This window comes from Arenibacter certesii DSM 19833 (assembly GCF_000429545.1).
Lineage (GTDB): Bacteria > Bacteroidota > Bacteroidia > Flavobacteriales > Flavobacteriaceae > Arenibacter > Arenibacter certesii.
In genome coordinates, this window is sequence record NZ_AUCB01000006.1 from 113,182 (window position 1) to 135,591 (window position 22,410).

19 protein-coding genes and 1 pseudogene are annotated in these 22,410 nt (G+C 36.3%); 18 read left to right on the plus strand and 2 right to left on the minus strand.

Going from position 1 to position 22,410, the window contains the following annotated elements:
* Positions 1-662 precede the first annotated feature (662 nt).
* The 8 genes from G466_RS23025 to G466_RS0103425 all read left to right on the plus strand — a co-directional run bounded on the left by G466_RS23025 (position 663) and on the right by G466_RS0103425 (position 9,465).
* Positions 663-2,984 carry an outer membrane beta-barrel protein gene (locus G466_RS23025; RefSeq protein ID WP_026812387.1) on the plus strand — a complete coding sequence of 774 codons (2,322 nt, stop codon included), beginning with the start codon at positions 663-665 and terminating at the stop codon, positions 2,982-2,984.
* A gap of 24 nt (positions 2,985-3,008) precedes the next feature.
* A complete protein-coding gene (locus G466_RS0103395; RefSeq protein ID WP_026812388.1) occupies positions 3,009-4,031 on the plus strand; it encodes an OmpA family protein in 1,023 nt (340 codons plus the stop codon).
* A gap of 266 nt (positions 4,032-4,297) precedes the next feature.
* On the plus strand, positions 4,298-5,308 hold the full coding sequence (locus G466_RS0103400; RefSeq protein WP_026812389.1) for a hypothetical protein: 1,011 nt from the start codon (positions 4,298-4,300) through the stop codon (positions 5,306-5,308).
* A gap of 29 nt (positions 5,309-5,337) precedes the next feature.
* Positions 5,338-5,847 carry a hypothetical protein gene (locus G466_RS0103405; protein WP_157373796.1) on the plus strand — a complete coding sequence of 170 codons (510 nt, stop codon included), beginning with the start codon at positions 5,338-5,340 and terminating at the stop codon, positions 5,845-5,847.
* A 461-nt stretch (positions 5,848-6,308) separates the two neighbouring features.
* Positions 6,309-7,517, plus strand: coding sequence for a site-specific integrase (locus G466_RS0103410; protein WP_026812391.1), 1,209 nt, complete (start codon positions 6,309-6,311; stop codon positions 7,515-7,517).
* 192 nt (positions 7,518-7,709) lie between these two features.
* Complete coding sequence (locus G466_RS0103415) at positions 7,710-8,177, plus strand: hypothetical protein (RefSeq protein WP_026812392.1); 468 nt, start codon at positions 7,710-7,712, stop codon at positions 8,175-8,177.
* Between the two features lie 165 nt (positions 8,178-8,342).
* Positions 8,343-8,822, plus strand: a complete 480-nt coding sequence (locus tag G466_RS0103420) for a phosphoethanolamine transferase domain-containing protein (protein WP_026812393.1) — start codon at positions 8,343-8,345, stop codon at positions 8,820-8,822.
* 142 nt (positions 8,823-8,964) lie between these two features.
* On the plus strand, positions 8,965-9,465 hold the full coding sequence (locus G466_RS0103425; RefSeq protein ID WP_026812394.1) for a hypothetical protein: 501 nt from the start codon (positions 8,965-8,967) through the stop codon (positions 9,463-9,465).
* 275 nt (positions 9,466-9,740) lie between these two features.
* On the opposite strand, the gene G466_RS0103430 is transcribed toward G466_RS0103425, so the two are convergent.
* Together G466_RS0103430 and G466_RS0103435 are read right to left on the minus strand one after the other, a co-directional pair.
* Positions 9,741-10,880: an IS91 family transposase gene (locus G466_RS0103430; protein ID WP_026812395.1), complete on the minus strand. Its 1,140-nt coding sequence runs from the start codon at positions 10,878-10,880 to the stop codon at positions 9,741-9,743.
* Between the two features lie 2 nt (positions 10,881-10,882).
* Positions 10,883-11,587 carry a tyrosine-type recombinase/integrase gene (locus tag G466_RS0103435; RefSeq protein WP_308427480.1) on the minus strand — a complete coding sequence of 235 codons (705 nt, stop codon included), beginning with the start codon at positions 11,585-11,587 and terminating at the stop codon, positions 10,883-10,885.
* Positions 11,588-12,080: 493 nt separating this feature from the next.
* On the opposite strand from G466_RS0103435, the gene G466_RS0103440 reads away from it, so the two are divergent.
* The 10 genes and pseudogenes from G466_RS0103440 to G466_RS0103490 all read left to right on the plus strand — a co-directional run bounded on the left by G466_RS0103440 (position 12,081) and on the right by G466_RS0103490 (position 22,396).
* Positions 12,081-13,388 (plus strand): hypothetical protein, encoded by a 1,308-nt coding sequence (locus tag G466_RS0103440; protein ID WP_026812397.1) that lies wholly within the window; start codon positions 12,081-12,083, stop codon positions 13,386-13,388.
* Positions 13,389-13,403: 15 nt separating this feature from the next.
* On the plus strand, positions 13,404-14,396 hold the full coding sequence (locus tag G466_RS0103445; protein ID WP_026812398.1) for a hypothetical protein: 993 nt from the start codon (positions 13,404-13,406) through the stop codon (positions 14,394-14,396).
* 619 nt (positions 14,397-15,015) lie between these two features.
* Positions 15,016-15,852 carry a GNAT family N-acetyltransferase gene (locus G466_RS0103455; protein ID WP_026812400.1) on the plus strand — a complete coding sequence of 279 codons (837 nt, stop codon included), beginning with the start codon at positions 15,016-15,018 and terminating at the stop codon, positions 15,850-15,852.
* Between the two features lie 791 nt (positions 15,853-16,643).
* Positions 16,644-16,769, plus strand: a pseudogene (locus G466_RS23460) (type II toxin-antitoxin system ParD family antitoxin); the annotation flags it as partial.
* Positions 16,751-17,020, plus strand: coding sequence for a type II toxin-antitoxin system RelE/ParE family toxin (locus tag G466_RS23465; protein ID WP_084418716.1), 270 nt, complete (start codon positions 16,751-16,753; stop codon positions 17,018-17,020). The pseudogene G466_RS23460 and the gene G466_RS23465, both read left to right, overlap by 19 nt.
* 595 nt (positions 17,021-17,615) lie before the next feature.
* Positions 17,616-18,269, plus strand: coding sequence for a hypothetical protein (locus G466_RS0103460; RefSeq protein WP_026812401.1), 654 nt, complete (start codon positions 17,616-17,618; stop codon positions 18,267-18,269).
* 433 nt (positions 18,270-18,702) lie between these two features.
* Positions 18,703-18,858 (plus strand): hypothetical protein, encoded by a 156-nt coding sequence (locus G466_RS23745; RefSeq protein WP_157373797.1) that lies wholly within the window; start codon positions 18,703-18,705, stop codon positions 18,856-18,858.
* A 331-nt stretch (positions 18,859-19,189) separates the two neighbouring features.
* Entirely contained in the window at positions 19,190-19,360 is a 171-nt protein-coding gene (locus G466_RS23750; RefSeq protein WP_157373798.1) for a hypothetical protein, read from the plus strand.
* Positions 19,361-20,077: 717 nt separating this feature from the next.
* On the plus strand, positions 20,078-20,656 hold the full coding sequence (locus G466_RS0103485; RefSeq protein ID WP_026812402.1) for an O-methyltransferase: 579 nt from the start codon (positions 20,078-20,080) through the stop codon (positions 20,654-20,656).
* Between the two features lie 216 nt (positions 20,657-20,872).
* Positions 20,873-22,396, plus strand: coding sequence for an ArnT family glycosyltransferase (locus tag G466_RS0103490; protein WP_026812403.1), 1,524 nt, complete (start codon positions 20,873-20,875; stop codon positions 22,394-22,396).
* The last annotated feature ends 14 nt before the right edge of the window (positions 22,397-22,410 follow it).

A 22,410-nucleotide genomic window follows, 5' to 3' on the forward strand; every position in this document is an offset into this window, starting at 1 on the left:
TTTCCATAGAATTCGTAGCATCTACTATTACAAAAGTAGAAGATTCTGGCAACCAGGGTGATAAGGGTCGTACTAAAACGATCTGATACACTAATTGGTTCACCATAATGAGCAGGTAAAAGAATGGGAGTAATACTCATAACTACAATAATACGTCCTGCTTAAATATAGACACTCTAATTGGCGAATGTAATGTAGTATTAATTACATTAAAACAGCGACTGTAATATACAGCAGACTTTTTAACCCTAATAGATCAAATAAACGTATCGGAAAATAAAAAGGCCCAAACTGATTTAAATCATATACAACTTACATATACTTATATATGTTTGTAATAATGCAAGAAGGAAGTATTCTAAAAAAATGATTTAAAATAACTCCTTAATGAGGGCAATTAAAGAATTACGCCGCAAGTGTTTACACTAAACACTGATAAAAGCTAAACTCGTTTCTCAAATATTCTGGAGTTAAAAAGTTTACTTTCTAAAGTTCTATAATCAATTATAAAAGGTGGTTACTTAGAATAACCATTCTAAACAGTAATTTTTCATTATTTAAACGCCTAAAACTGACATTAATTGTTTATAGGCAAACATTGCATTGTTTGAGTTAATCAAAATTAAATAGAACCGCTAAATTTCGTCTAAAATATTACTATTATGAAGAAAATTACTACTATTTGCGCCTTGGCTTTCCTAGGAATAGGAGTTAGTACTCATACGCACGCTCAAATGAAGGACATCACAGTAACGCTACAACCTACGGCTAGCTATAACTGGTTTGATAAGAATACGGCAATTGAAGATGGTTTAATGCTTGGTGGAAGGTTAGGTTTCGGATTTGGAGAAGCTATGGAGTTAAGGGGAGTATATGAGGTATCTAACGATCTAAAAAATACTGTTGATGGTTTGGGTACTTTCTCAGAAGATTTTATAAATAATTTTAATTCTCGAGATGTTAAAGTAGAAAGGATTGGTGGTGAGTTTAAAGCCAACATTCCAACTCGAGGTACTTTTGTGCCTTACCTTACGTTAGGTGCAGGTGTACAGAAACTTACTGTAGATGTTGCCGAGATAGGTGCACCAGAATCCGATTTAGAATCGGAGCAAATTTATGCCAACCTAGGATTGGGGACACAAATTAAACTGGGTAATAGATTATTCCTAAATCTAGAAGCAAAAAATACCATATTTAATATGGACCCCTCCTCAGTACTGTATCAAGAAGGTCAAGACCAAAGTGATATAGAAGGATGGTTAGGAGACAATGAAAATACCCGTATGTACAATTGGTCTGTTTTAGCAGGTTTACAATTATACCTAGGAGGTCGTAGTCCTGAAGAATTTAGTCCTTTAGATAGAGCCTACTACAATAAGTTTTCTGGAGGATTAGGCGGATTTAAACTTATAGTTGAGCCGGGTGGAGCCTTTGTTAATTTTGATAATGATACTAATTTGGCAGACTCCTACTTTTTAGGAGGTAAAGTTGGATTTGATTTAAATCAATATATCGGAATTAGGGGCTTCTACTACCAGTCCACCAAGGACGAGGAAATATCTTTTGACTGGGATAAAATGGCAATGTATGGTGGTGATTTAATCGCTAAATTGAACGTTTCTCGTGGCTTGGTGCCCTACCTTACAGTAGGAGGTGGTTACCTTAATGTGTATGATAACCAATATATTGGTAAAGATGGATTAACTGGTGCCTCCTCAGGATTTTTTGCCAAAGGCGGTGTAGGGTTAAATGTTCCTTTAGGAAGAAATTTAGAGGTATTTGGAGATGCTAATCTATTGTTTACTTCAGAAAGAGAAAACAATGACTTAGAAAATACTATTGATCCTGACGAGTTAAAAGAACATACCATGTTCTCTGTAGGTGTACGTTTCCAACTTGGTAAAAAAGCCAATGATACGGATGACATATTTCAAAGTGAACTAGACCAACGAGTAGAGGATAGAACTCAAGAATACCAAGCTAGAATTGATGAACTAGAAACTGAGCTTTCTGAAGCCTACAAAAATAATGACACCAAAAAAGCGGTTGAGATTATTGAAGAGAAAAAAGATTTAGAGCAAAAGAAAGAAATTGAGCAAAAGAAAGATAAAGTTCGTCAAGAACCTATTTCGAGTTCCACTTCCGAAGTAGAAGAGTCTAAGATAAAAATGACTCCTAAAGAATTGGAAGATTTAATAGAGAAAGTTATAAAAGGGGTAGATGAAGAATCTAGTAGACCTCAAACCATTGAAGATAGAATGGATCGTTTAGAGCGCTTACTGTTACAAATAAATACAGGCAGTTATAAAGAAGATCTTCCCGCTGCGCGCCAACTAGATGCGTCTCAAGAAATCTTGAAAAAGCTAAATGAATTAGATATAAAAATTGATAGAAACACCGATAAAATTAATTCTTTTGGTGATATAAACCAACAGCGTCAACCACAAGATAGAACTGTAATTATATCTCCAGGTCAGCAAACAGCAGTTCCTGCACCCCAATTAAACCAGCAACCTCAGCAGAGAATAATTACCGACGACTCTGGAAACACAGTGGTTACATCAGAAAGTAAAAATAAAGGCGTAGCTACTGGATGGGTTTTAAATGAAGGGATGTCACTATTTACCGGAGCTGCTATTGCAGACGATGTATCAATGACAATTGGTATTAGAGGTAATTATGCCTTTACCAATTCTCCTCTTAAATTTATGCCAGACTTATATCTAGCACCAGGGAAAAATACCGGATTTGGAGTGAACGCAAATGTGGTATTTCCCTTCAATGTAGATTCCGGAATTATTCTACAGCCATATGCAGGATTAGGTTTTGGTTATAATGATGTTGCAGGAGAAAGCACATTTAGTCCAAATTTAGTACTAGGTACCTCATTTAATTTAGCAGGAGGTAAGATTTTTGCAGATTATACAGCTCACAACTTTATAGATATACATAGAATATCTGTGGGGTATAAATTTGAATTTTAATCAAAGATGTTAAATTTTAACTCAATGAATAAATTAAACATAATACTAATCTCAATAAGTACTTTATTGTCAGCTAGTCTTTTCGCTCAAAGCGAAAGGACTAGTGATAATAGTGCTATTGTGATGACGAAAACTGAACTCAACTCTTTTTTAAACACTATAGCAGAAGCTAGGCGTGTGCAAAATCAAGAGCGGAAAAGAAAGTCCGAAAAACAGGACTTAGCAGAACTTAGGTTAAAATATAAAGCACCATCAGAATACCAATGGCGTCCGGAAATGGAGCCCAGATTCAATGACATATCAAATCAGCAAATCTTAATGGAATTGCGTTATTTAAACCAAAGAATTAATGATATCGGTAGTAATTCTAATAGAACACCTATGATGGGCAGCGATAGATCTACCCTTATTATGCCTGGCAGTACCGGCGCTAGTCCTATTGTTAGTGCACCCTATCCGCAGAATGATAGAGATTTAACCACCATAATTCCTCGCAGCAATCGCGATCTGCGTGAAATTAATGAACTAAAAGCCAAAATTGATTCTTTAATGAGTACCAAGGCTCTAGATGCTACGGCTAGGAAAGATGATTTCCTTTCAGACAGCCTAAATACCGTTATTGGAGGACTTAAAGATATAAGGCGTCAATTAGATAGTCTAGAAACAAAAATGACAATTTCTAAAGAGGTTGATAAACCCGTAGAAATTAAAGAGCCCGAAGTAGATAAATCTTATTTTAAACAACAGGTATATTTTGATAATAACTCGGAAACATTAAATGCCGACTATATTCCGTTCATTCAAGATTTGACTCAGACTTTAATAAATAACCCAGAGGCAAAATTAATGTTAGAGGGATGGGCAAGTCCAACAGGTAAGTCCAGTTATAATAAATTACTCTCTATGCGAAGAGCAGAAGCAGTTAAACAAGCATTTTTAAATAATAGAATAGATGCCAGTCGCGTAATAACTGCATTCAGAGGAGAAGACAAAACGTCCTCAGAACAACATGCCCGCAGGGTAGATATGTCTATTATTGTTAAGTAAACTAGTTAAAGCGAAAAAATATCTAGACTGTAGTTGAAAAGGCTTTAGTAAACTACCTCGGGGCAAGCCCACAAGGCATTAAAAGAAAAAAAACGTATTGATTTCGAGGCAAGCCTCGGAGCATTTAAATCTCGATTATCGAGTAAAAAAGCCTATTTTATAAAGCATGTAATTTAAAAAAAGCAGGGTTAAGTTCCCTGCTTTTTTTTTGATTTTTAAATCAATTAATACACTACTTTTGATACTGGATAAATCCAATGGCGATTATGAATACAACGTATGCTAAATTATTTTTCACTGGTTTATTGGCCTTCGTTTTAAATACCTCTTGCTCCTCGGATGGTAATGAAATTCGTAATGAAGAACCCCAGCAAATAGTGGATACGCATAAATTCATCGCCTTACGGAACGATGGTCAACTTTTTGAAATTGGCGCCGAAAGTGGTAAAGTAACGCAATCCAACAAAATTAGTGGTGTAGTATTTAATACGATTTTCAATACGCTCACCACCTCTACAAATACTTGGTGGTTTTACGAACAAATCTATGGTCCCATACAAGGATTTTTATATATAAAGAATCGTGATGAAGCCTCCTCCAAAAGAATCCCAATAGAACTCCCCGAGGCAGTCTATGGACCTTCTGCCGGAGTCATATCTCTGGATTGGTATGAAGACGGACAGACGTTAATAGGCGTAGTTAAAGATAATATAGAAGCGGCTCATGGGATATATCGATTAATTGAGATAAACATCGAAACCTTTGAAGTAACCAATTACGGTGAAATTGAGGACTTACAAGTTATGCAATCTACAACATTGGTTGATTCTAACTTATACATTTCATCTTTTTCAAAAGCAAATCCAGAAGGATTCCAGTTTCAAGTTTTGAACATTATAGACAAGAATCTCAGAACTATGAACATACCCAACACAATTGCACCACCAATTCTATTATCCCATAATACAGAAGAGAACGAATTATTTGGATTCATACGACGCGCCGATACTAATGTAATTCAAGCAGCCTATCCTATAATATTTAATCCAAGTTTAGAGACCTATGAACGATTACCTTTGGATATAGATATTTCGTTAATAAATGTTTTCGGCAAATCATATTATGATATTAAAAGAAAACAACACGTGGCCCTAGTAGCTACAAAAGAATTTTATGCACTATTGAAACATTCAGTAAAAACAGGTAAAACAACCCTTATTCCCTTACATGATTATGGTGATTTATCTAGTCTTATTAACATTATAGACGTAAAATAATGTATTGCAACATATATAGGGTTGAATTGATGAAAAACCAAAATATAGTATTTTACTTTAAACCATTATTACTGTTACTCTTCACCATAATGCTGTTCAGCTGTGAAAAAGATTCCGTTGAGGAAAAGGTAACCATCAAGAAGGTATCACTTAACCAATTTTTCACAATGGAACCGGGAGATATTGTTCAATTCTCAGAACCATTTCAGTACAGCCTTATGTTAGAGGGCTTTGAAGATTTTGCCAAACAGGAAAATACATTGGCTACAGCAACAGCAAAGTTTAAATACACCGTCAATAATGGATTTGGAGGATTACTACTTTACGTCGCTCAGGACCAAGGTGGGGAAGGTCCTATTTCTTTTTTCTCTGGTTGTTCTGCTGCTAAAATAAGTGATGGAAACAATGGTATAGTCGACGTGTTTTTTATTATTGACGAGGTTACCTTTAAAGAGGATGCTTTTAAATTTAGCTTTAGCAAAATTCGCCTTAAGATGATATTAAAAGAGTCTAATCCTGAGTATTTCTGTACGTTTTGATTTATTTAATTAGTAACTAATACATCTACTCAAGGATTTTTGGAGTCCAAGCGAAATTAATAGAAGTGTTTAGAACTAGCAGGTAGTGGGTATTATAGTCGTTTCTCTATAAGGTATTCAAATGATCCCTAGGTTTGGATTGAGCGCAGTTTCAAAATTTTAGACACAAAAATGCCATCGTTTCTGATGGCTTTTCACTTATTCCACATCTCTTAACACTGGAACCAAAGACCCTCTGATTAACAGCCTCAAAAGCAGTGGTTTCATGTAGTGCCATCAGCTTGCTTATTGCTTGGTTATCAATATTTTATGAATATTTGTTTTGTATTTAGCAATACAATATTTACATTTAATAGCCCATTTGTTTGACCTATGTTTGACCTAATTCCAATCAATAACTTAAAGGCAGTAAGGAAGTTATCGATTAATAGCACCAAAATGTTTGACCTAAAACAGTAATCATGGCTACTCTTAAGATTGTTGTAAAGAAGAAGAAATCAGATGTAAATGGCCATCCTGTCTATCTCCGTATAACCAAAAATAGGCAATGTAAATATTATAAGACTCCTTACACAGCAAAAGATGAGGAATGGGTAGCAGTCAATGAAGTATTTAATAAGCGAAATTCCAATTATGTACAAAATAATAGACTGCTCATAAAATTTAAGGACAGAGCATATAAAATTGTTACAGAACTGGAAATAGAGAATCCTGATTATACTTTACAAGATTTTGATAAGCGATATAGAATTACATTCAATCCTGTAACTAATGATGTCTTTACCTTCTTTGATGAGATTATTGAAGAAATGACTTTTGCCGGACGAATCGGAAACGCTAAATCCTATAAGGACACAAAAACTTCCGTTCAAATATTTTATAAATCAAGAAAGCTCAAATTTAGGGAGGTAAACCATGCTTTCTTAAGTAAATATGATGCCTTCCTTAGATCTAGAGGTGGCACGGACGGTGGCGTTGGTGTAAAAATGCGTGCCATCAGGGCTTTGTTCAATAAAGCTATAGCGCGTGGTGTAATCAAGGAAAGCCTGTATCCTTTTAAGACCTACAAAATATCGAGGTTAAGAGGCAAAGGTTTTAAACGTGCATTGGATTTTGTAGAGATTATGCGCATCATCAATTTGGATTTGACAGACCATCCCCATTTAATGAATACTAGGAATTATTTTGTTTTTAGCTTCTACACCAGAGGGATGAACTTTGCGGATATGACGTGCCTGGAATGGAAAGATGTTGAAGCTAATGTTATCTATTACACCAGAGCAAAGACCAAGGGTAACTTCTCCATTGCCATAATGCCCCCTGTTCAGAAAATATTGGATTATTATCGAGTACATGGCTATGGCAACAAGTATGTATTTCCCTTACTATTTCGCGAAGACTATACCCCCACTCAACTTGCCGATCGGAAACACAAAATGTTAGGGATTTATAATAAGGAGCTTAAGGAAGTAGCCAAACTATGTAATATTACAAAAAACGTCAGCAGTTATGTTGCCCGACATAGTTTTGCCAATTGCCTTAAACAAAAAGGGGTTGCAACGGATGTAATCAGTGAATCTTTGGGGCACCAAAATTTAGGTGTTACTCAGGCCTACCTAAAAGAACTGGATACTGAAATTGTGGATAAAGCACTTGAGGTGTTGTTGTAACCAACGAGGTAAGAAATTAGAACAGCCTTTTTAAAGGAGATCATAAATTTGACAGCCAGAATTATAAAGAATAGGCTTCTGGTTGTGCCCCTAATAAAAATATATAAAAACTATTAACTATATTCCGAAAATTTAATAAATACAGTAACTTGTTACTATATTGACACGTTGCCAACCATTTAAAAAGATATTATGAAAGAATGGAATTTTAAGGTAAAAAGTAATCCTAGAGAGATTAGTGCGAAATTAGAAGACGCACTTGGACCTGCTAACGGATTTGTATTTAATATGGATGAGAGCATAAATAATTCAATAACATTTAAAATTCGGAAACGGATTCTCTATGCTTGGTATTTGATATTTAGTAATAATATGATCGTTAAGGGAAAATTATTAAAAACTGATATTGAAAATGTGACAGACGTAAAAATTTCATTTACTCAGCACTTTTTAATGGTATTGGTAGTGTTTACAAACATAATATTTGGTTTAGGCCTTTTAATTGCAATGATTTCAGGAATAATTAACAACACCTCTATCTACGCAATTAGCGGAATATTCTTAATATTTGGAATTTCTTTATGGTTTATTATTAAGAACAGGTTCGACAGAAAGGCTCAAGAATATCAAGAATTAATTTCTGGAGTCTTAGAGTTATAAAAAACGATTGGTAACAACGGCTAAAGTTCATTGCTTGCGGCTTTCCTAAACGGAAATCGCGCGCAAAAAGTTAACTTTGAGTTCGGCTGGATTGTCCTGCGGACGAATCACAGTAACGAACTTTAGCCGAACCGTTACCAACAAGCTAAAAAAAACGAACACAAAATGAAAATCGAGTTTAAAGAAGAACAAAAATTTACTCAATGGTGGCTTTGGCTGATTTTAATCGGAATTGGAATTTTACCTATTTTCGGAATTTACAAGCAATTAATTCTCGGAGAAAAATTTGGAGATAAACCAATGTCCGACTTCGGACTTATAATTTTCTGTGTGCTTATTTTTGGTTTAATAGCTATGTTTTGGTTTATGCGACTGAAAACTGAAATAGACCAGAATGAAATACGAATGAACTTCTTCCCTTTCGTTAAAAAGCAAGTAAATTGGAAAGAAATAAAAAACGCTAAAATCGTGAATTATGGATTTGTTGGAGGTTGGGGAATCCGACTTTGGACAAAATATGGAACTGTATATAATACGAAAGGAAACAAAGGTTTGGCAATTGAGCTTCAGAATGGAAAAAAATTTCTAATCGGAACTCAAAAAGAAACAGAATTGAATAAAATATTAGAAAAAGCCAGTTGGTAACACCGTATAAAAATAATTGCGGTTTACTGATTAATCAAAGGTCGTTGCGTGTTTGTAACGTCTGAATTTCCTTCGGAAATTCCTCGCATACAAACCCGCAACTATCCTTATACATAAACGTTGTGCATAATTTGACCAAAATATGAAAATACTTAATTTATTAATATTTTTTATCTTTTCAATTACTTATTCCCAAACAGCAGAATACGGAAAATTGACCGATAAATCAGAATACGAAATTTATCTAACGAAAACTGGAGATACATTAAAAGTAGGAGATACTTTGACAATTGGAATTCCTACATCTGATTTAGGATTTACATACATTTCTCAAGGTGGCCAGAGAGTATCAAATACTTTATCTGACAAAAAAGTAATCGTTGACAAACTAAAAACATACGGAACTAAAAAAAGCGGATATAAAATGTATGCGCATTTTAAAGGATATGGACTAATTCCTGTCTTAATTGATTACGACACAGCTCTGGAACTTGGCGAAATTAAAAATCCTAAAATAAAGCTTAATAAAGAACAAGCTATTTCAAAATTAAAAGAAGCGAAAGAATTATTGGATTTAGGAGTAATAACACAAGCAGATTATGACAAATTAAAATCTGAATTAACACCATTAATCCTGAAATAAAAACTATGCACAATAACTAAGTCTTCGTGTGGTCGGTACGGCCAAACATGAAGACCTTGTTGACTGAACCGGGTCCGGTTGCGCCTTACTATGGGGATTGCTATGGTTTAAATGAGTTTTATAGATGAACATCGAAGTCCTGTCGGGGCCATAAAGTTATTAAAAATCACTTTCCCTTGTCCGCTCAGGTTTCTTTATGATATTTCTGCACCCTTTTCCCTGTCTAGGACGATCTTATCTTGCCTGTTATCTTGATCTTGGCCATGGGCATCCCCTTACGCTTTTTGGGGCGTTGTACTGGAGCCATTTTTTTTCAATTTGTCGGACCATGCTTTGGGCGGGCCACGGCTATCGAATACCGCTATGGTCACCATAATCCCGATCAGGCAGTAAGGACATCGACGATGTTTCAAGGGCGGTCGTTCATGGTTCACTGGTCTGCCCAGGACCTGTTGCAGTAGAGGGAGCAACTCCCTTTTCTTGGAACTGCTCAGGATTCCATAATGGCGTATGCGCACGAATCCCTTGGGCAGGATGTGCAGGGAAAACCTGCGTATGAATTCGGCATCGGTTAATCGCAGTAAGGATTTCCTTCCCCCATGCCGGTAATCCTTGACGGTAAAAGTGACGTTATTATTATCTAGGCTCTTTATACGGTGGTTACTGATGGCAATCTTGTGGGTATAGCGGCCAAGATATTCTACTACTTGTTCTGGACCTAAAAATGGACGTTTGCAATAAATTACCCAATTGTGCTTGAACAGGTTTTCGTAGAAGGCCGTGGGTTGTGGTGGAAATTCCTTGCGTAGGGATGCTACAAAACGAGCTCTAAAAACCTTGCTCATTGCCTTTACAGGAAACAAATACTTTCCTTTGTTCCTAGCGGATTTCCATTTGCCAGACATTGTGATACCACCTCCAGGTACAATGCAGTGTAAGTGTGGGTGTAAAGACAGGTTCTGGCCCCAGGTGTGCAGGATAGCAATCATTCCAGGATGGGCTCCCAAGAACTTGGGATTGGATGAAAAGCCTTTGATCACCTGCCAGGCTGTCCCGAACAGCAGATTATAAATGGCTTTGGGATTATGGAGGCATATCCTGTTAAGTTCCGATGGGAGGGTGAAGACCACATGGAAATAGGTCACGTTCAACAGTTCCGCTTCCCTTGCCCTGATCCATTCCTCTCTTTTATGCCCCTGGCACTTGGGACAATGGCGGTTCCGACAACTATTGTAACTAAGGTGGAGCCTATGGCAGGAAGAATTGTTACAGCGGTCAATATGGCCTCCCAGGGAAGCAGTGCGGCATTTGCGCAAGGCGTGCAGGGTTCTTAGTTGCCAACTATTGGCACAAATGCCGGCGAGCTGTTCCCTGTTGCCTTCCAATACCTGTGCCACCTCGTAAACAGGTTTCACGGCTACCTCTTATAAAGCCGATCCAGTGGACTGAACGGCTTTTGTCTACCCAGTTGTGCCACATGAAGGTAGGTAAGCGTTGTTTGTATATGTGCGTGTCCCAGCAAGTCTTTGACACTGATGATGTCCAACCCCATCTCCAAAAGATGCGTGGCATAACTGTGCCGAAGGATATGGGGAGTGATCCCTTTCTGTATCCCGCTATGTTTGCGAGCTTCCCGAACGATCCATTGCACGCCCATTGTCGATAACTGGGACGGATTGCCTTTCCTGTCGTAGCCATTAAAGCACCAGTTGGCAGGATGTTCTGCGGCAATGTATTTTTTTAGGCCACGAATCTGCATCTGGGATAATGGAACATAGCGGTCTTTTCTGCCTTTTCCCTGACGGATGTGGAGCATCCTACGATCAAAATCAAGGTCATTTAGTTGTAGGTTGCAAAGTTCAAAGTTACGAAGACCACAACCGTAGAGCATGGCCAGAACCAAACGGTGCTTCAGCAGTCTAGGGGCCTTGAGGAGCTGCCTTACCTCGTTGTGGCTCAATACTACCGGAAGCTTTTTTGGTTGTTCTATCGAAGGCAGCACCACACGCATCTCCTTCATTCCGGCAATGCGATAAGCATAGCGAAGCCCATAGACCGTATGCTTGAAAAAACTATCGGATGGGGTCTTGCGCTGGGATTTCAAAACGTGCAGGTAGTCCAAGACCTGCTCCTGGTCAAGAACCAGCGGACTACAGTTAAAATGAAGGGATATATGCGCTAGGCAACGCGCATAATTGGTAAGGGTACTTTGGCTTTTACCGGAAAGCTCGATAGATCGTCTTAACTTACGGTACAGTTCATTAAATTCTGGAATGGAATTACAGGCCCTATCTATGAGGGTACTACTTTTTTTTCATAACTTACAATGAATTAATTAGACAATACCTAAAGGTAGTGAACAGCAGGGGAAATCTTGCTTGAAGCTACCTTTAGGTTTAGTTCAACAGAACCTATGAAGTAATGCAGGGTCTGGTGTTCAATTCCAGGTTTTGTCTATATTTATAATGTCGCCAAATCAAACTGATTAGGCATTTGAAAATTAAAAAATAAACGCAAACAAATTGCTTTGGCTTAGTGCGAGCAGGAATAGACAATGTATCTCTGCTCCCGCATTACTCATAGCTTGGGCGTTGGCAGCAAGTTGAAAAACTAAAGTGGAAGAAAATAAAAAAATAGCTGATTTACCATCTTATGCAAAACCTCGGAAAGAAATTCAGGGAGCATATGCAATTGGCAAAATCATCAAATTCTTTTCCTTTTTTGGTTTAAAGAATGAAAGTCTAAATGAAGCTTTTTCTAAAATCCCTGATTTAAAAAGAGAAATAGAACATTTATCAACAATACCAGATAAATTCAATAATCATTTTGCAAATCTTGGCTGGATTGCTCACGAATCTATGAATTCTCCATTAATGGAAAAAGCGGTTGAATTAGCCGATAATGGCGAAACTCAAAAAGCTGAAGACATACTTTCCGACCATTTTACTTCAACACAAATCAATTGGTTACAACACAGGTTTAAAGTATTACCAGAATTTTCAATTAGATTTGATCTAATCAAAAAAGCATATGAAGATACTTTGGAAGGAAGATTTTATTCGTGTGTGCCAATTATACTACTGGTAATAGATGGAGTTGTTAATGATATTAGTAAAAGTAAAGGCTTTTTTACAGAAAACACAGATTTGACAGCTTGGGATAGTATTGCTGCACATAGTAGTGGATTGACAGCTATAAGGGATATTTTCAATACAACAAGAAAAAGAACTAATACGGACGAAATATTTCTACCTTATAGAAACGGTATTTTACACGGTCGAGATTTAAAATTTGACAACAAGTATGTAACAGGCAAATGTTGGTCAACACTTTTTGCTATAAACGACTGGGCAAGAGCTTTAAAGGAACAAAAAGAAAATCCACCAATTCCCGAAACTCAACCATCATTAAGGGAAAGTTTAAGAGATTTAAAAAAAACAATTGTTGAGCATAACGAATGGCGAATTAAACACGATAAAATGCTCAAAGAATTGGAAAATTGGAAACCGAGAGCCGAATCTGAATTGAGTTTAAATCCTTCTGATTTTAAAAAGTTCAGTCCTGAAAAGCAAGCGTATGATTTAGCTCAAAATTGGTTGAATAAAAATTATGGAAAAATTGCAATTCAAATGTACAGAATTGGAGATAAGGAAATTAATGTAGGTGCAGAAGCTGGTAAAATAAGACGTGAACTAGACTATAAAATTCTCAAAGATTTCAAAATAACTAAAATCAAAGATGACAAACCTGCGATTTCGGAAGTTACAATGGACATAACATATGACTTAAATGGCAAGGAAATGAATAAAGAGATAGTTATGCGAATGATTTGCAAGTCACCATACGGAGAAATCGGAATTAACGGACAAGAAGATATTGCTTGGGAATTTATTAACAATTTCTTCTATCGACTTGACTTTTGAAAAACCAGATTTAGGATGAACAATTTACTATATTATCCATACATAAACGTTCCAAGAACTGATTGGACTTTAAGAACTCTTTTGTACTACGACAACATAGGTTCGATTGTACCCCAAGAATATTTCTACGAACCAGAAAGAAATTATGATGAGTTTATGCTTGAATTGGTTCGTAGTGAACTTGTGACACCAATAAATCCTTTAGATGTTCTAGATAATCCTCGGAAATCAACACAACCATTTATTGAATTAATTCGAGATAACGAGAAGAAGCTGAAAAAAGCACAAAAAAGGTTTATTGGTGGATACCGTGGAAATATTCACGGAGATAAATTTTCTAAAGCTAACATACACGCAGATAAGTTTGACCAAGAAATATTCTATCAATTAGAAGAGTTGGGTCTTGCGGAAAGTAATGAAGGTCGTTGGTATTCTGTAGAAAAGAAAACTGCAAACAATCTAATGAACTTTTTACCTACAGTGATAAGTGCTAAAACAGATAGACTAGCAACAACTGACTATATTAGACCTTTTTATAGTCGTTCATCTTTTAAAAAAATCCAGCAGAAAAGGGAAACAATATTGACTAGCTTAATTCCATTTCCTCAAGATATAGATTTGACACGGTTATTAAAATTTAAAGAAAAGCATTCTGACTTATTAGAAGCTTTTAGGTCTCAGGTGGAGTTAATTGCGTTAGACTCAAATATAATTGAAGGTACACCAATTTTCTATCAACGTTTATCGGAATTGACCCAACGAAAAGATGAGTTATCCGCTAAAATGAGCGAAAGTAAGTTTAAGAGTATCTTATTCGGGACTGTTTGTGGTTTAATTGGAGCATATCAAGGAATTGCGACAGCCTCAACAACAGGTGCAATTATCGGTGCTTTACCAGGTTTTGCCAATGCTGTTTATTCAGCATTACAAATTGAGAGAGCCGAAAATATATTTGACCAAAGTGGACTAAAGTATTTAGCTATTGCTGACAAAAGAATAAGAAAATAAAAACCAGCGCACAGTCGAGTAGGTAAAGGGGAGTCTCACCCCTAAACCTCTCACACCCGCCTGAATAGAACGGGCAGGGAACCGTACGTGAACCTCTCGCTTCATACGGCTCTTGTCATACAGTCGGTAGGCCTAAATAGTTAGACCAGTTTGTATCCCAGTTCCCAATGGTAGAACAGATTTGGATATGACTTTGTAATAAATCGAAGCCATTTTACGGCTTTGACCTTGCTTCCTTTGAAGCTTTTATACTTGTTCAATATCCATTGAGTATTTCGGTTCGTTTTGTGCCACTCGAAGTATTTTCATGGGTAAAAATAATATCCTTGTTCATACTACCTTACAACCTCACATCCGGTTTCTGCATAGCCTTTCCAGAAAGATGCTGAAGGATTACCCCTGCCCATAAGGGACTTGCACCCTCTAGATTAATTATCTACTTTGCAGTAGATAAAAGATGCCCATGCTGGGCACACACATAGTATATAAGCTATGGCTTGATCAGTCCTAACTTGGAAAATCCTGCGGATTTTCCAAAGCCAGTCTTTATCAGGAAAGGTCTGTGCCGTCAAACGCCACAGCTCATATACATAAACGTTACCTACAATTTGACCAACCAATGAACCAAAAGATAAAATTCAACAATCCTAATGAATTTTTGGAGTATAATTCCGAAAGATTATCTGAACAATATTTTGAACATTATCATTTGAATTCGCTATTCAAATCTTTGAAAAACGGAAACGGAAAACTATTTGACGTTTATAATATAGTTGGAGAAGATGGGACTGACATTTTAGCTGTTTGGGCAGATATTTCATATTATTTATATGCAACAAAATGGGACGATGAAGCCATAAAAATTGTGGCTGAATCTATTGATATTGAAAATTTCAATATTGTCGTTTTTAGAGGACAAAAAGATTTGATTAATGATGTTATAAAGTTTAAAAAATTAAAAACGAGATTAATAAATGACCGAATAATTTATGACTGTGAAGCTATTGATAAACTGAATATCAAAAACGGAGAATTAATTGTTGCAACGGAGAAAAATTTTCCTGACATATTGCAATTAAATTTAGGTTATTATCACGAGGATTTTAATGGACAAGGAACTCAAACAGACGAAGAAATTTCAATGTCTGTGCAAATGGGAATTTTTGAAAGAACAATCTTTGCTTGGAAAGTAGATGACAAAATTACTTCCTCTTTAAGAATTATAAATCACGACGCTCGAAATGTAATGATTGGAGCTCTTTTTACATCAAAAGAACATCGGAAAAAAAGATTTGCTTCAGAATTACTGCAATCTGCAACTTCCGAAATTTTAAAAAGTGGAGTAAAGAAATGTGGACTTCTGACTGAAAGAGAAAACATTGGTTCTAACAATACGGTTAAATCAGGAAATTACATCAAGAGATACGAATGGATAAACGTTCAAATAATCGAATAAAAACAGTAGCCAGTCGAGTAGGTAAAGGGGAGTCTCACCCCTAAACCTCTCACACCCGCCTGAATAGAACGGGCATGGAACCGTACGTGAACCTCTCGATTCATACGGCTCTTGTCATACAGTCGGTAGGCCTAAATAGTTAGACCAGCTTGTATCCCAATTCCCAATGATAGAACAAATTTGGATATGACTTTGTAATAAATCGAAGCCATTTTACGGCTTTGATCTTGCTTCCTTTAAAGCTTTTATACTTGTTTAATATCCATTAAGTATTTCGGTTCGTTTTGTGCCACTGGCTTTAGATCGATGAGCCTGTAACGGTTCGTTTTGTGCCACTTGAAATGTTTTCATTCGCAAGAATAAAATGCTTGCTCATTTAACCTCACAGCTTCGTACTTAGTTCCTGTTAAGCCTTTCCAGAAAGATGCCGAAGGATTCCCCCTGCCCATAAAGGACCTGCCTGTCCGTCAGGCAGGCCCGCCTAGACAGATCGAGCAAGCTTGCACCCTCTAGATTAATTATCTACTTTGCAGTAAATAAAAGATACCCATGCTGGGTACACACAAAGTATATAGTGCATAGCACCCTTCGGGATGCTACGACATCATACGCGGAACGTTGTGTGTAATTCCTCCCATTTCTGGAAAAAATTAATCTCTTAAAGCTAACCTTTCAAGAAAATCTAAAAACACTAAAAGTCGATTTTCAGAACATTTAAAAAACCATACTCAGAATTCGAAGACTTGGATGTTTTACCAATTTTTGGTACATTTGAGTAAAATAGAAATAAAATGAGCAAAAACACATCAATTTCACTCGGAAATTATTTTGAAGAATTCGTTCAAAATCGAATCAAGGAGGGGCGATTTAAAAATGTAAGCGAAGTTATACGGGCTGGATTGAGGATTTATCGAAAATCTGGGATTATACGTTTGAAGTATGGTCAGAAAAGCAAGCGGATATTTACTATGAATCGCTAATTTCTGACTGTCAAAAAATTACTGACAACCCAAGTTTAGGAAAAAACTATAACGGAATTACTCAAAATCTTCTTGGAATAAAATCGAATAGACATATCATTTTCTATCGAACATTGAATGATAACTATGCTGAAATCACAAGAATTTTACACGAGAGAATGGATTTAAAAAAGAGAATAAACGAATAAAAACTACACACAGTCGAGTAGGTAAAGTTGAGTCTCACGCCAAAACCTCTCACACCCGCCTGAATGGTACGGGCAGGCAACCATTGTTGAACCTCTCGATTCATACGGCTCTTGTCATATGGTCGGTAAGGCCTAAATAGTTAGACCAGTTTGTATCCCAATTCCCAATGATAGAACAAATTTGGATATGACTTTGTAATAAATCGAAGCCATTTTACGGCTTTGATCTTGCTTCCCTTGAAGCTTTTATACTTGTTCAATATCCATTGAGTATTTCGGTTCGTTTTGTGCCACTCGAAGTATTTTCATGGGTAAAAATAATATCCTTGTTCATACTACCTTATAACCTCACATCCGGTTTCTGCATAGCCTTTCCAGAAAGATGCCGAAGGAATACCCCTGCCCATAAGGGACCTGCCTGTCCGTCAGGCCCGCCCGCCTAGACAGATCGGGCAAGCTTGCACCCTCTAGATTAATTATCTACTTTGCAGCAAATAAAAGATGCCCCTGCTGGCCACACACAATGGGTATAGCGATCATGCCCTTCACAAGGTCAGGCACGCCGCATACCCTCCCTTAACCACCAATTATAAAAATGACCAAAAAAGAAATTTACGAAAAGGCAGATAGTGTTATTGGAATTGGAGGAATGACGGGAAATGAACGGCTTTCTGAAAGTGGTTTAATGGACTTGTTTGAAAGTGTTAAAAAGAAAGATAAATATTTAGCTAGAACAATTCTAGAAGCTTTAAAATTTGACGAACTCTCAATAGGAAGAATAGTTGGGTTTTCAATTGATTCTTTAAAATATCCTAATCCTTGGGCTTTCCCGAATGAAAGCTCAAACAAACTGAAAAAGGAGTCTAAAGCAATTCTAGAATACTCGAATCTGAACGAAATTGTAATGGGTGGACCATTGCGCGGAATCTGTAAGCTAAAATTAAATGAAACTGTAGTGGTTGTAATATCTGAAAATTGTGGTGGACCTGCAATTTGGACGCGAAATGGACAAAAAGCAGCAGTTCCGATTTGGGACAAGGCTTTCTTAAGTGGACCATTTCAAAGAATTGGACTGGTGGATTTAACAAATCAGACTCTGACCAAATACAAGAAAAAATTTAAAGTTTTGGATTTGAGGTCGTTCAGCGGCAATTATATTAAAGCATTTGACAGCCCTACAAATCGAATAAAAAGTGTTGAGTTCGATTACATAAATGAACCGATTGAAGAAGTTATCGAAATGAAATAATTGGTAATTACAACACCTATAATTAATTGTGGTCAGATTTTCCCCTCGGAAAATCTAGGCATATTTAGTATGGTTAGTCTGCGGGCCGAAATCCTGTCGGATTTCACACCGAAACCAATCAGAGCTTAACGTTAAAACATTTAGCCTTAAAACTTTAGTGCTAAATATTACAAAAAAGAGTATGAAAATTAATCGCATCATTTTATTTGTCATCACCCTACTTACAGTTTCCTGCTAAGAAAAAGAAGAAGAAGAGAAAATGCAGACGTCCACTATTATTTTTGAGGCTAATGGTACTGGGAAGGTTGATTATATAATTACTAGTAACGATTGTATACCTGAACAATTAGGTTGTTATTTTGAATCTACAGCCGAAAATCCTTCTCTCCCTTTTAAAGTAAAAGTTGAAGATTAGTATACTGATATAATAACAATGAAAATCATTGTTGGAAATGAATCAGAAAAAGAGAATTTAACCGAGTTAAAAATAACTATCGATGGCGAAAGTCAAATTCTTAAAAAAGAAGATTTTTGGTGGTGTGATGATGCACCATACGGCATACAATTAGAACATAGTGTGGGAAAGTAAAGATTGAAATAGAAACGTTCTACAACAAAAGTAACCGTTGCACAAGCGCATAAATCCACGAAAAACGAATTCTGCAATCCCTTTTCAGGGCTTTATCAACTTGACGGTCCAGATAAATTCTGGAGAGCTTAAAAATAAGTTCAGGTTCGTCTTAAACCAATTAATTTTATGAATTCTGAGATTGGGTAAGTTTGGAACTACGAGAGGTGAGAATGTAGGTTCGTCTTGTGCCATTTCTGGCTGAGCGTTGAACTTATAACGCTTTGATTTGTTCCATTTGAAGTTCGGACGTAACAGTAATTGTCTTAATCTAACCTAAAAGTTATTATTTTTGAAAAATAAGGTTGTTGGTGAGACTCCCGTTCTAAAGCGCTTAAAAACTAAAATTATGTACCAACTAAACTATCATTCAATTTCAAAACCAGATTTAAATTTTGAAGACTTAGACAATATTCTGGAGAAAGCAATATCTGTGAACTCAGAAAAAAATAAAGACGGATAAACGGCATCATACTGTTACTTTACTTTGGGAAAATTCTATCGATAAAAAAATATTTTCCTGAATGTAACATGGGCTATCACAAACCTAATGATAGTAATATAATTGAATTTGTAAACAATTTAATTCTGCTTTCTGATCTATCAGAAAGGTCAACATCCTCTTTACTTAGTTTTTGGGCAGCAGTAAGAAAAATTTTAAACGATGAGAAAATTGAACTCTATGGGAGTGTTTAACTGTAAAATGGAATGGTAAATTTTTATACTACCATATGCTAAAAACTAAGTTTTCGGATCGTCGATAGGCTAGGGCTAAATATAATGTTGAAGGATTCGATCTCATATAAAGAAAGATTCTTTATAGCATTTTTATCAAGTCGTATTTCGACAGACTTGCTGTAGTTTTCTCTCGGCCTTTCTACTTTAACATTATTCTTGTAACCTAAATCCAACTTTTGCGCCGGTTTCGAGAACCGTCCTGTCTCTTTTTGGTTTTACATTTACATTAAGGCATAGCGTTTCTGCCCTCGATTTGAAAGTAGTTCCTATGTCTTATTCGGTAACTTCAGTAATTACTTTTAGTGTAATTCAAAAGATAAAATTCACTACTTTTAATCCGGAAGTATTTCATTACGGAAAATTAATAACGCCTGTCTAAACGCCATGCAGAGATATTCCACATCGAAAGCAAAATCATACCGTTCTGTATAATATTAAACATATGAATGATTCAAATATTCTAGACATACCAAAAATTCATCCCATAATAGAAAGGAAAAGTGAAGAAATTGGTTTTACAATGCCCTCCGATTTATATATAGGTAGCTTGCTGAAAACCCTAGTAGCATCAAAACCAAGAGGACGATTCCTTGAATTAGGTACAGGCATAGGACTTTCCCTTTCTTGGATGACGGACGGAATGGATGAGCATTCGAGCATCATCACGTTAGATAATGACCAAGAACTTATAGACATCTCAAAAGAAAACTTCAAAGACGAAAGACGAATAGAATTTATTTGTGCAGATGGAGCGGAATGGATAAAAAATTATGACGGTGATAAATTTGACCTAATTTTTGCGGATGCTTGGCCTGGTAAATATGATGAGTTGGACGAGACTATCGCTCTTTTAAAAATAGGCGGATTTTATATTATCGATGACATGACCGCACAGCCAAATTGGCCCGCTGGACATCAGAACAATGTTAACGACTTAATAGAAGCGTTGGAAAGTCGTGTAGATCTAACCCTAACCAAAATAAACTGGTCAACGGGGCTGATAATAGCGGTGAAAAAGTAATAAGCACAACAGTACGTATAAGCAATACGAGCAAGATGTTTGAATCCAAGTTTTATCTATATTTATGAGGTCGCAAGATCTTTCCAATTTTGCTTCAACAATTAAAAACTAACCAAAACGCAAAGTTTTTGCTAGGTGAATGACGGAAGGTAAACGCAAGTTTGTTCCCGCATTACTCATAGCGCTTAGGTGTTACTTGCCATTTGACAAATCAAGATGCCTATAAGAAAAACAACAATAATCACAGCATTTTTTTGCATTGTAAAAATAACGCTTCATCTGATTGCTGACTCAAATTCAGGATTTCAAGGAGACGAATTATTGCACATAGAAACAGGAAATTACCCAAGTTTTGGATATATGGAGTTTCCACCCGTTATTGGTTGGCTGGCTTTTATCCAAAATCAATTTCATTCCCAATCCGTTTTTGTACATCACATCTTCTCTCACATTGCTTCATTATTTATTTTAATATTAATCGCAATTACGACAATTGAACTGGGTGGAAAATCAAAAGCAGTATTTATTGTACTGCTTTGTATTTTGACGGCACCAGCTTTCGGCCGCGGACATCAATTATTTCAACCTGTAGTTTTTACCCATTTTTTCTGGTTGTTATCGTTTTATCAATCGGTTAGGTTCGTCAAAACTCGTGACAAAAAATATTTACTTTACTTAACAATCTGCGTTAGTATTGGATTTCTCACAAAATATGATATACTTTTCTTCATAGCAGGCCTTTCTGGTTTACTACTAATCAAGAGCACAAGAAAATCAATTTTACAAAAGGACATTTGGAAATATATTCTCTTGTTCATTATTCTGATAGCCCCAAATGTTTTATGGCAATACAAGCAAGGATTTCCGGTACTTGATATGTTTTCACGTCTTTATGAGACACAATTGGATAAACTGACAATAGTAGGAGTTCTTGAAAGTATTGTTATATCCTTAAATCCACTAACATTGTTTTTTTGGATTGGCGGTTTAATCTATATGTTTAGAAGAAAGAACAATCCTGACTATTATCGCCCCATCGCATCTACAATCGTCATTTCCATATTTCTCTTGGCGTTAAACAAAAGCAAAGCATACTATTTTTATCCCGCAATGATTACTTTGATAATATTCGGAAGCATCTGGTTTGAACAAAAAATCTTATCAAAACGCCAATGGATCTTATATCCCGCAAGCACTCTTCTTGTTGTTTCGGGCCTCGTGCTGATACCATTTGGGTTAGCTGTTCTGCCATTGGATACATTTATTAAATTCGCGAAAATAGAAAAGAAGGACGATCGTTACGAAATAGAATACAACGAGTATTACTCGAAATCAAAATGGGAAAAAACTATGGGCGGACTTAAAACCGTTTACGATAGTCTACCTATGGACGAAAGAAAGGATTGTTTGATTTGGGGCAAACATTATAGTCAAGCAGGCGGAGTAAACCTGTTTAGGGAAAAGTATGAAATGCCTAAAGCGTTTTCATACCACGGGAGTTTCTATCTTTGGACACCAGAAAAAGGGGAATTACCTAAAACGATTATAGCGTTTTCAAACGGAGAGGCTGGAATAGACTTTTTTCAGTCCTTCTTTAGATCGGTTGTGTCGGTAAAACAAATTTATAATCCCTATGCTGATGACGAAAAAGATTTATGGCAAACAATATACATTTGTAAAGAACCAACCTTGAATTTTGAACAGTTGCGGTCTGAATTTAAAACAAGGATTTTTGAATAGCGATGCAATCGAGC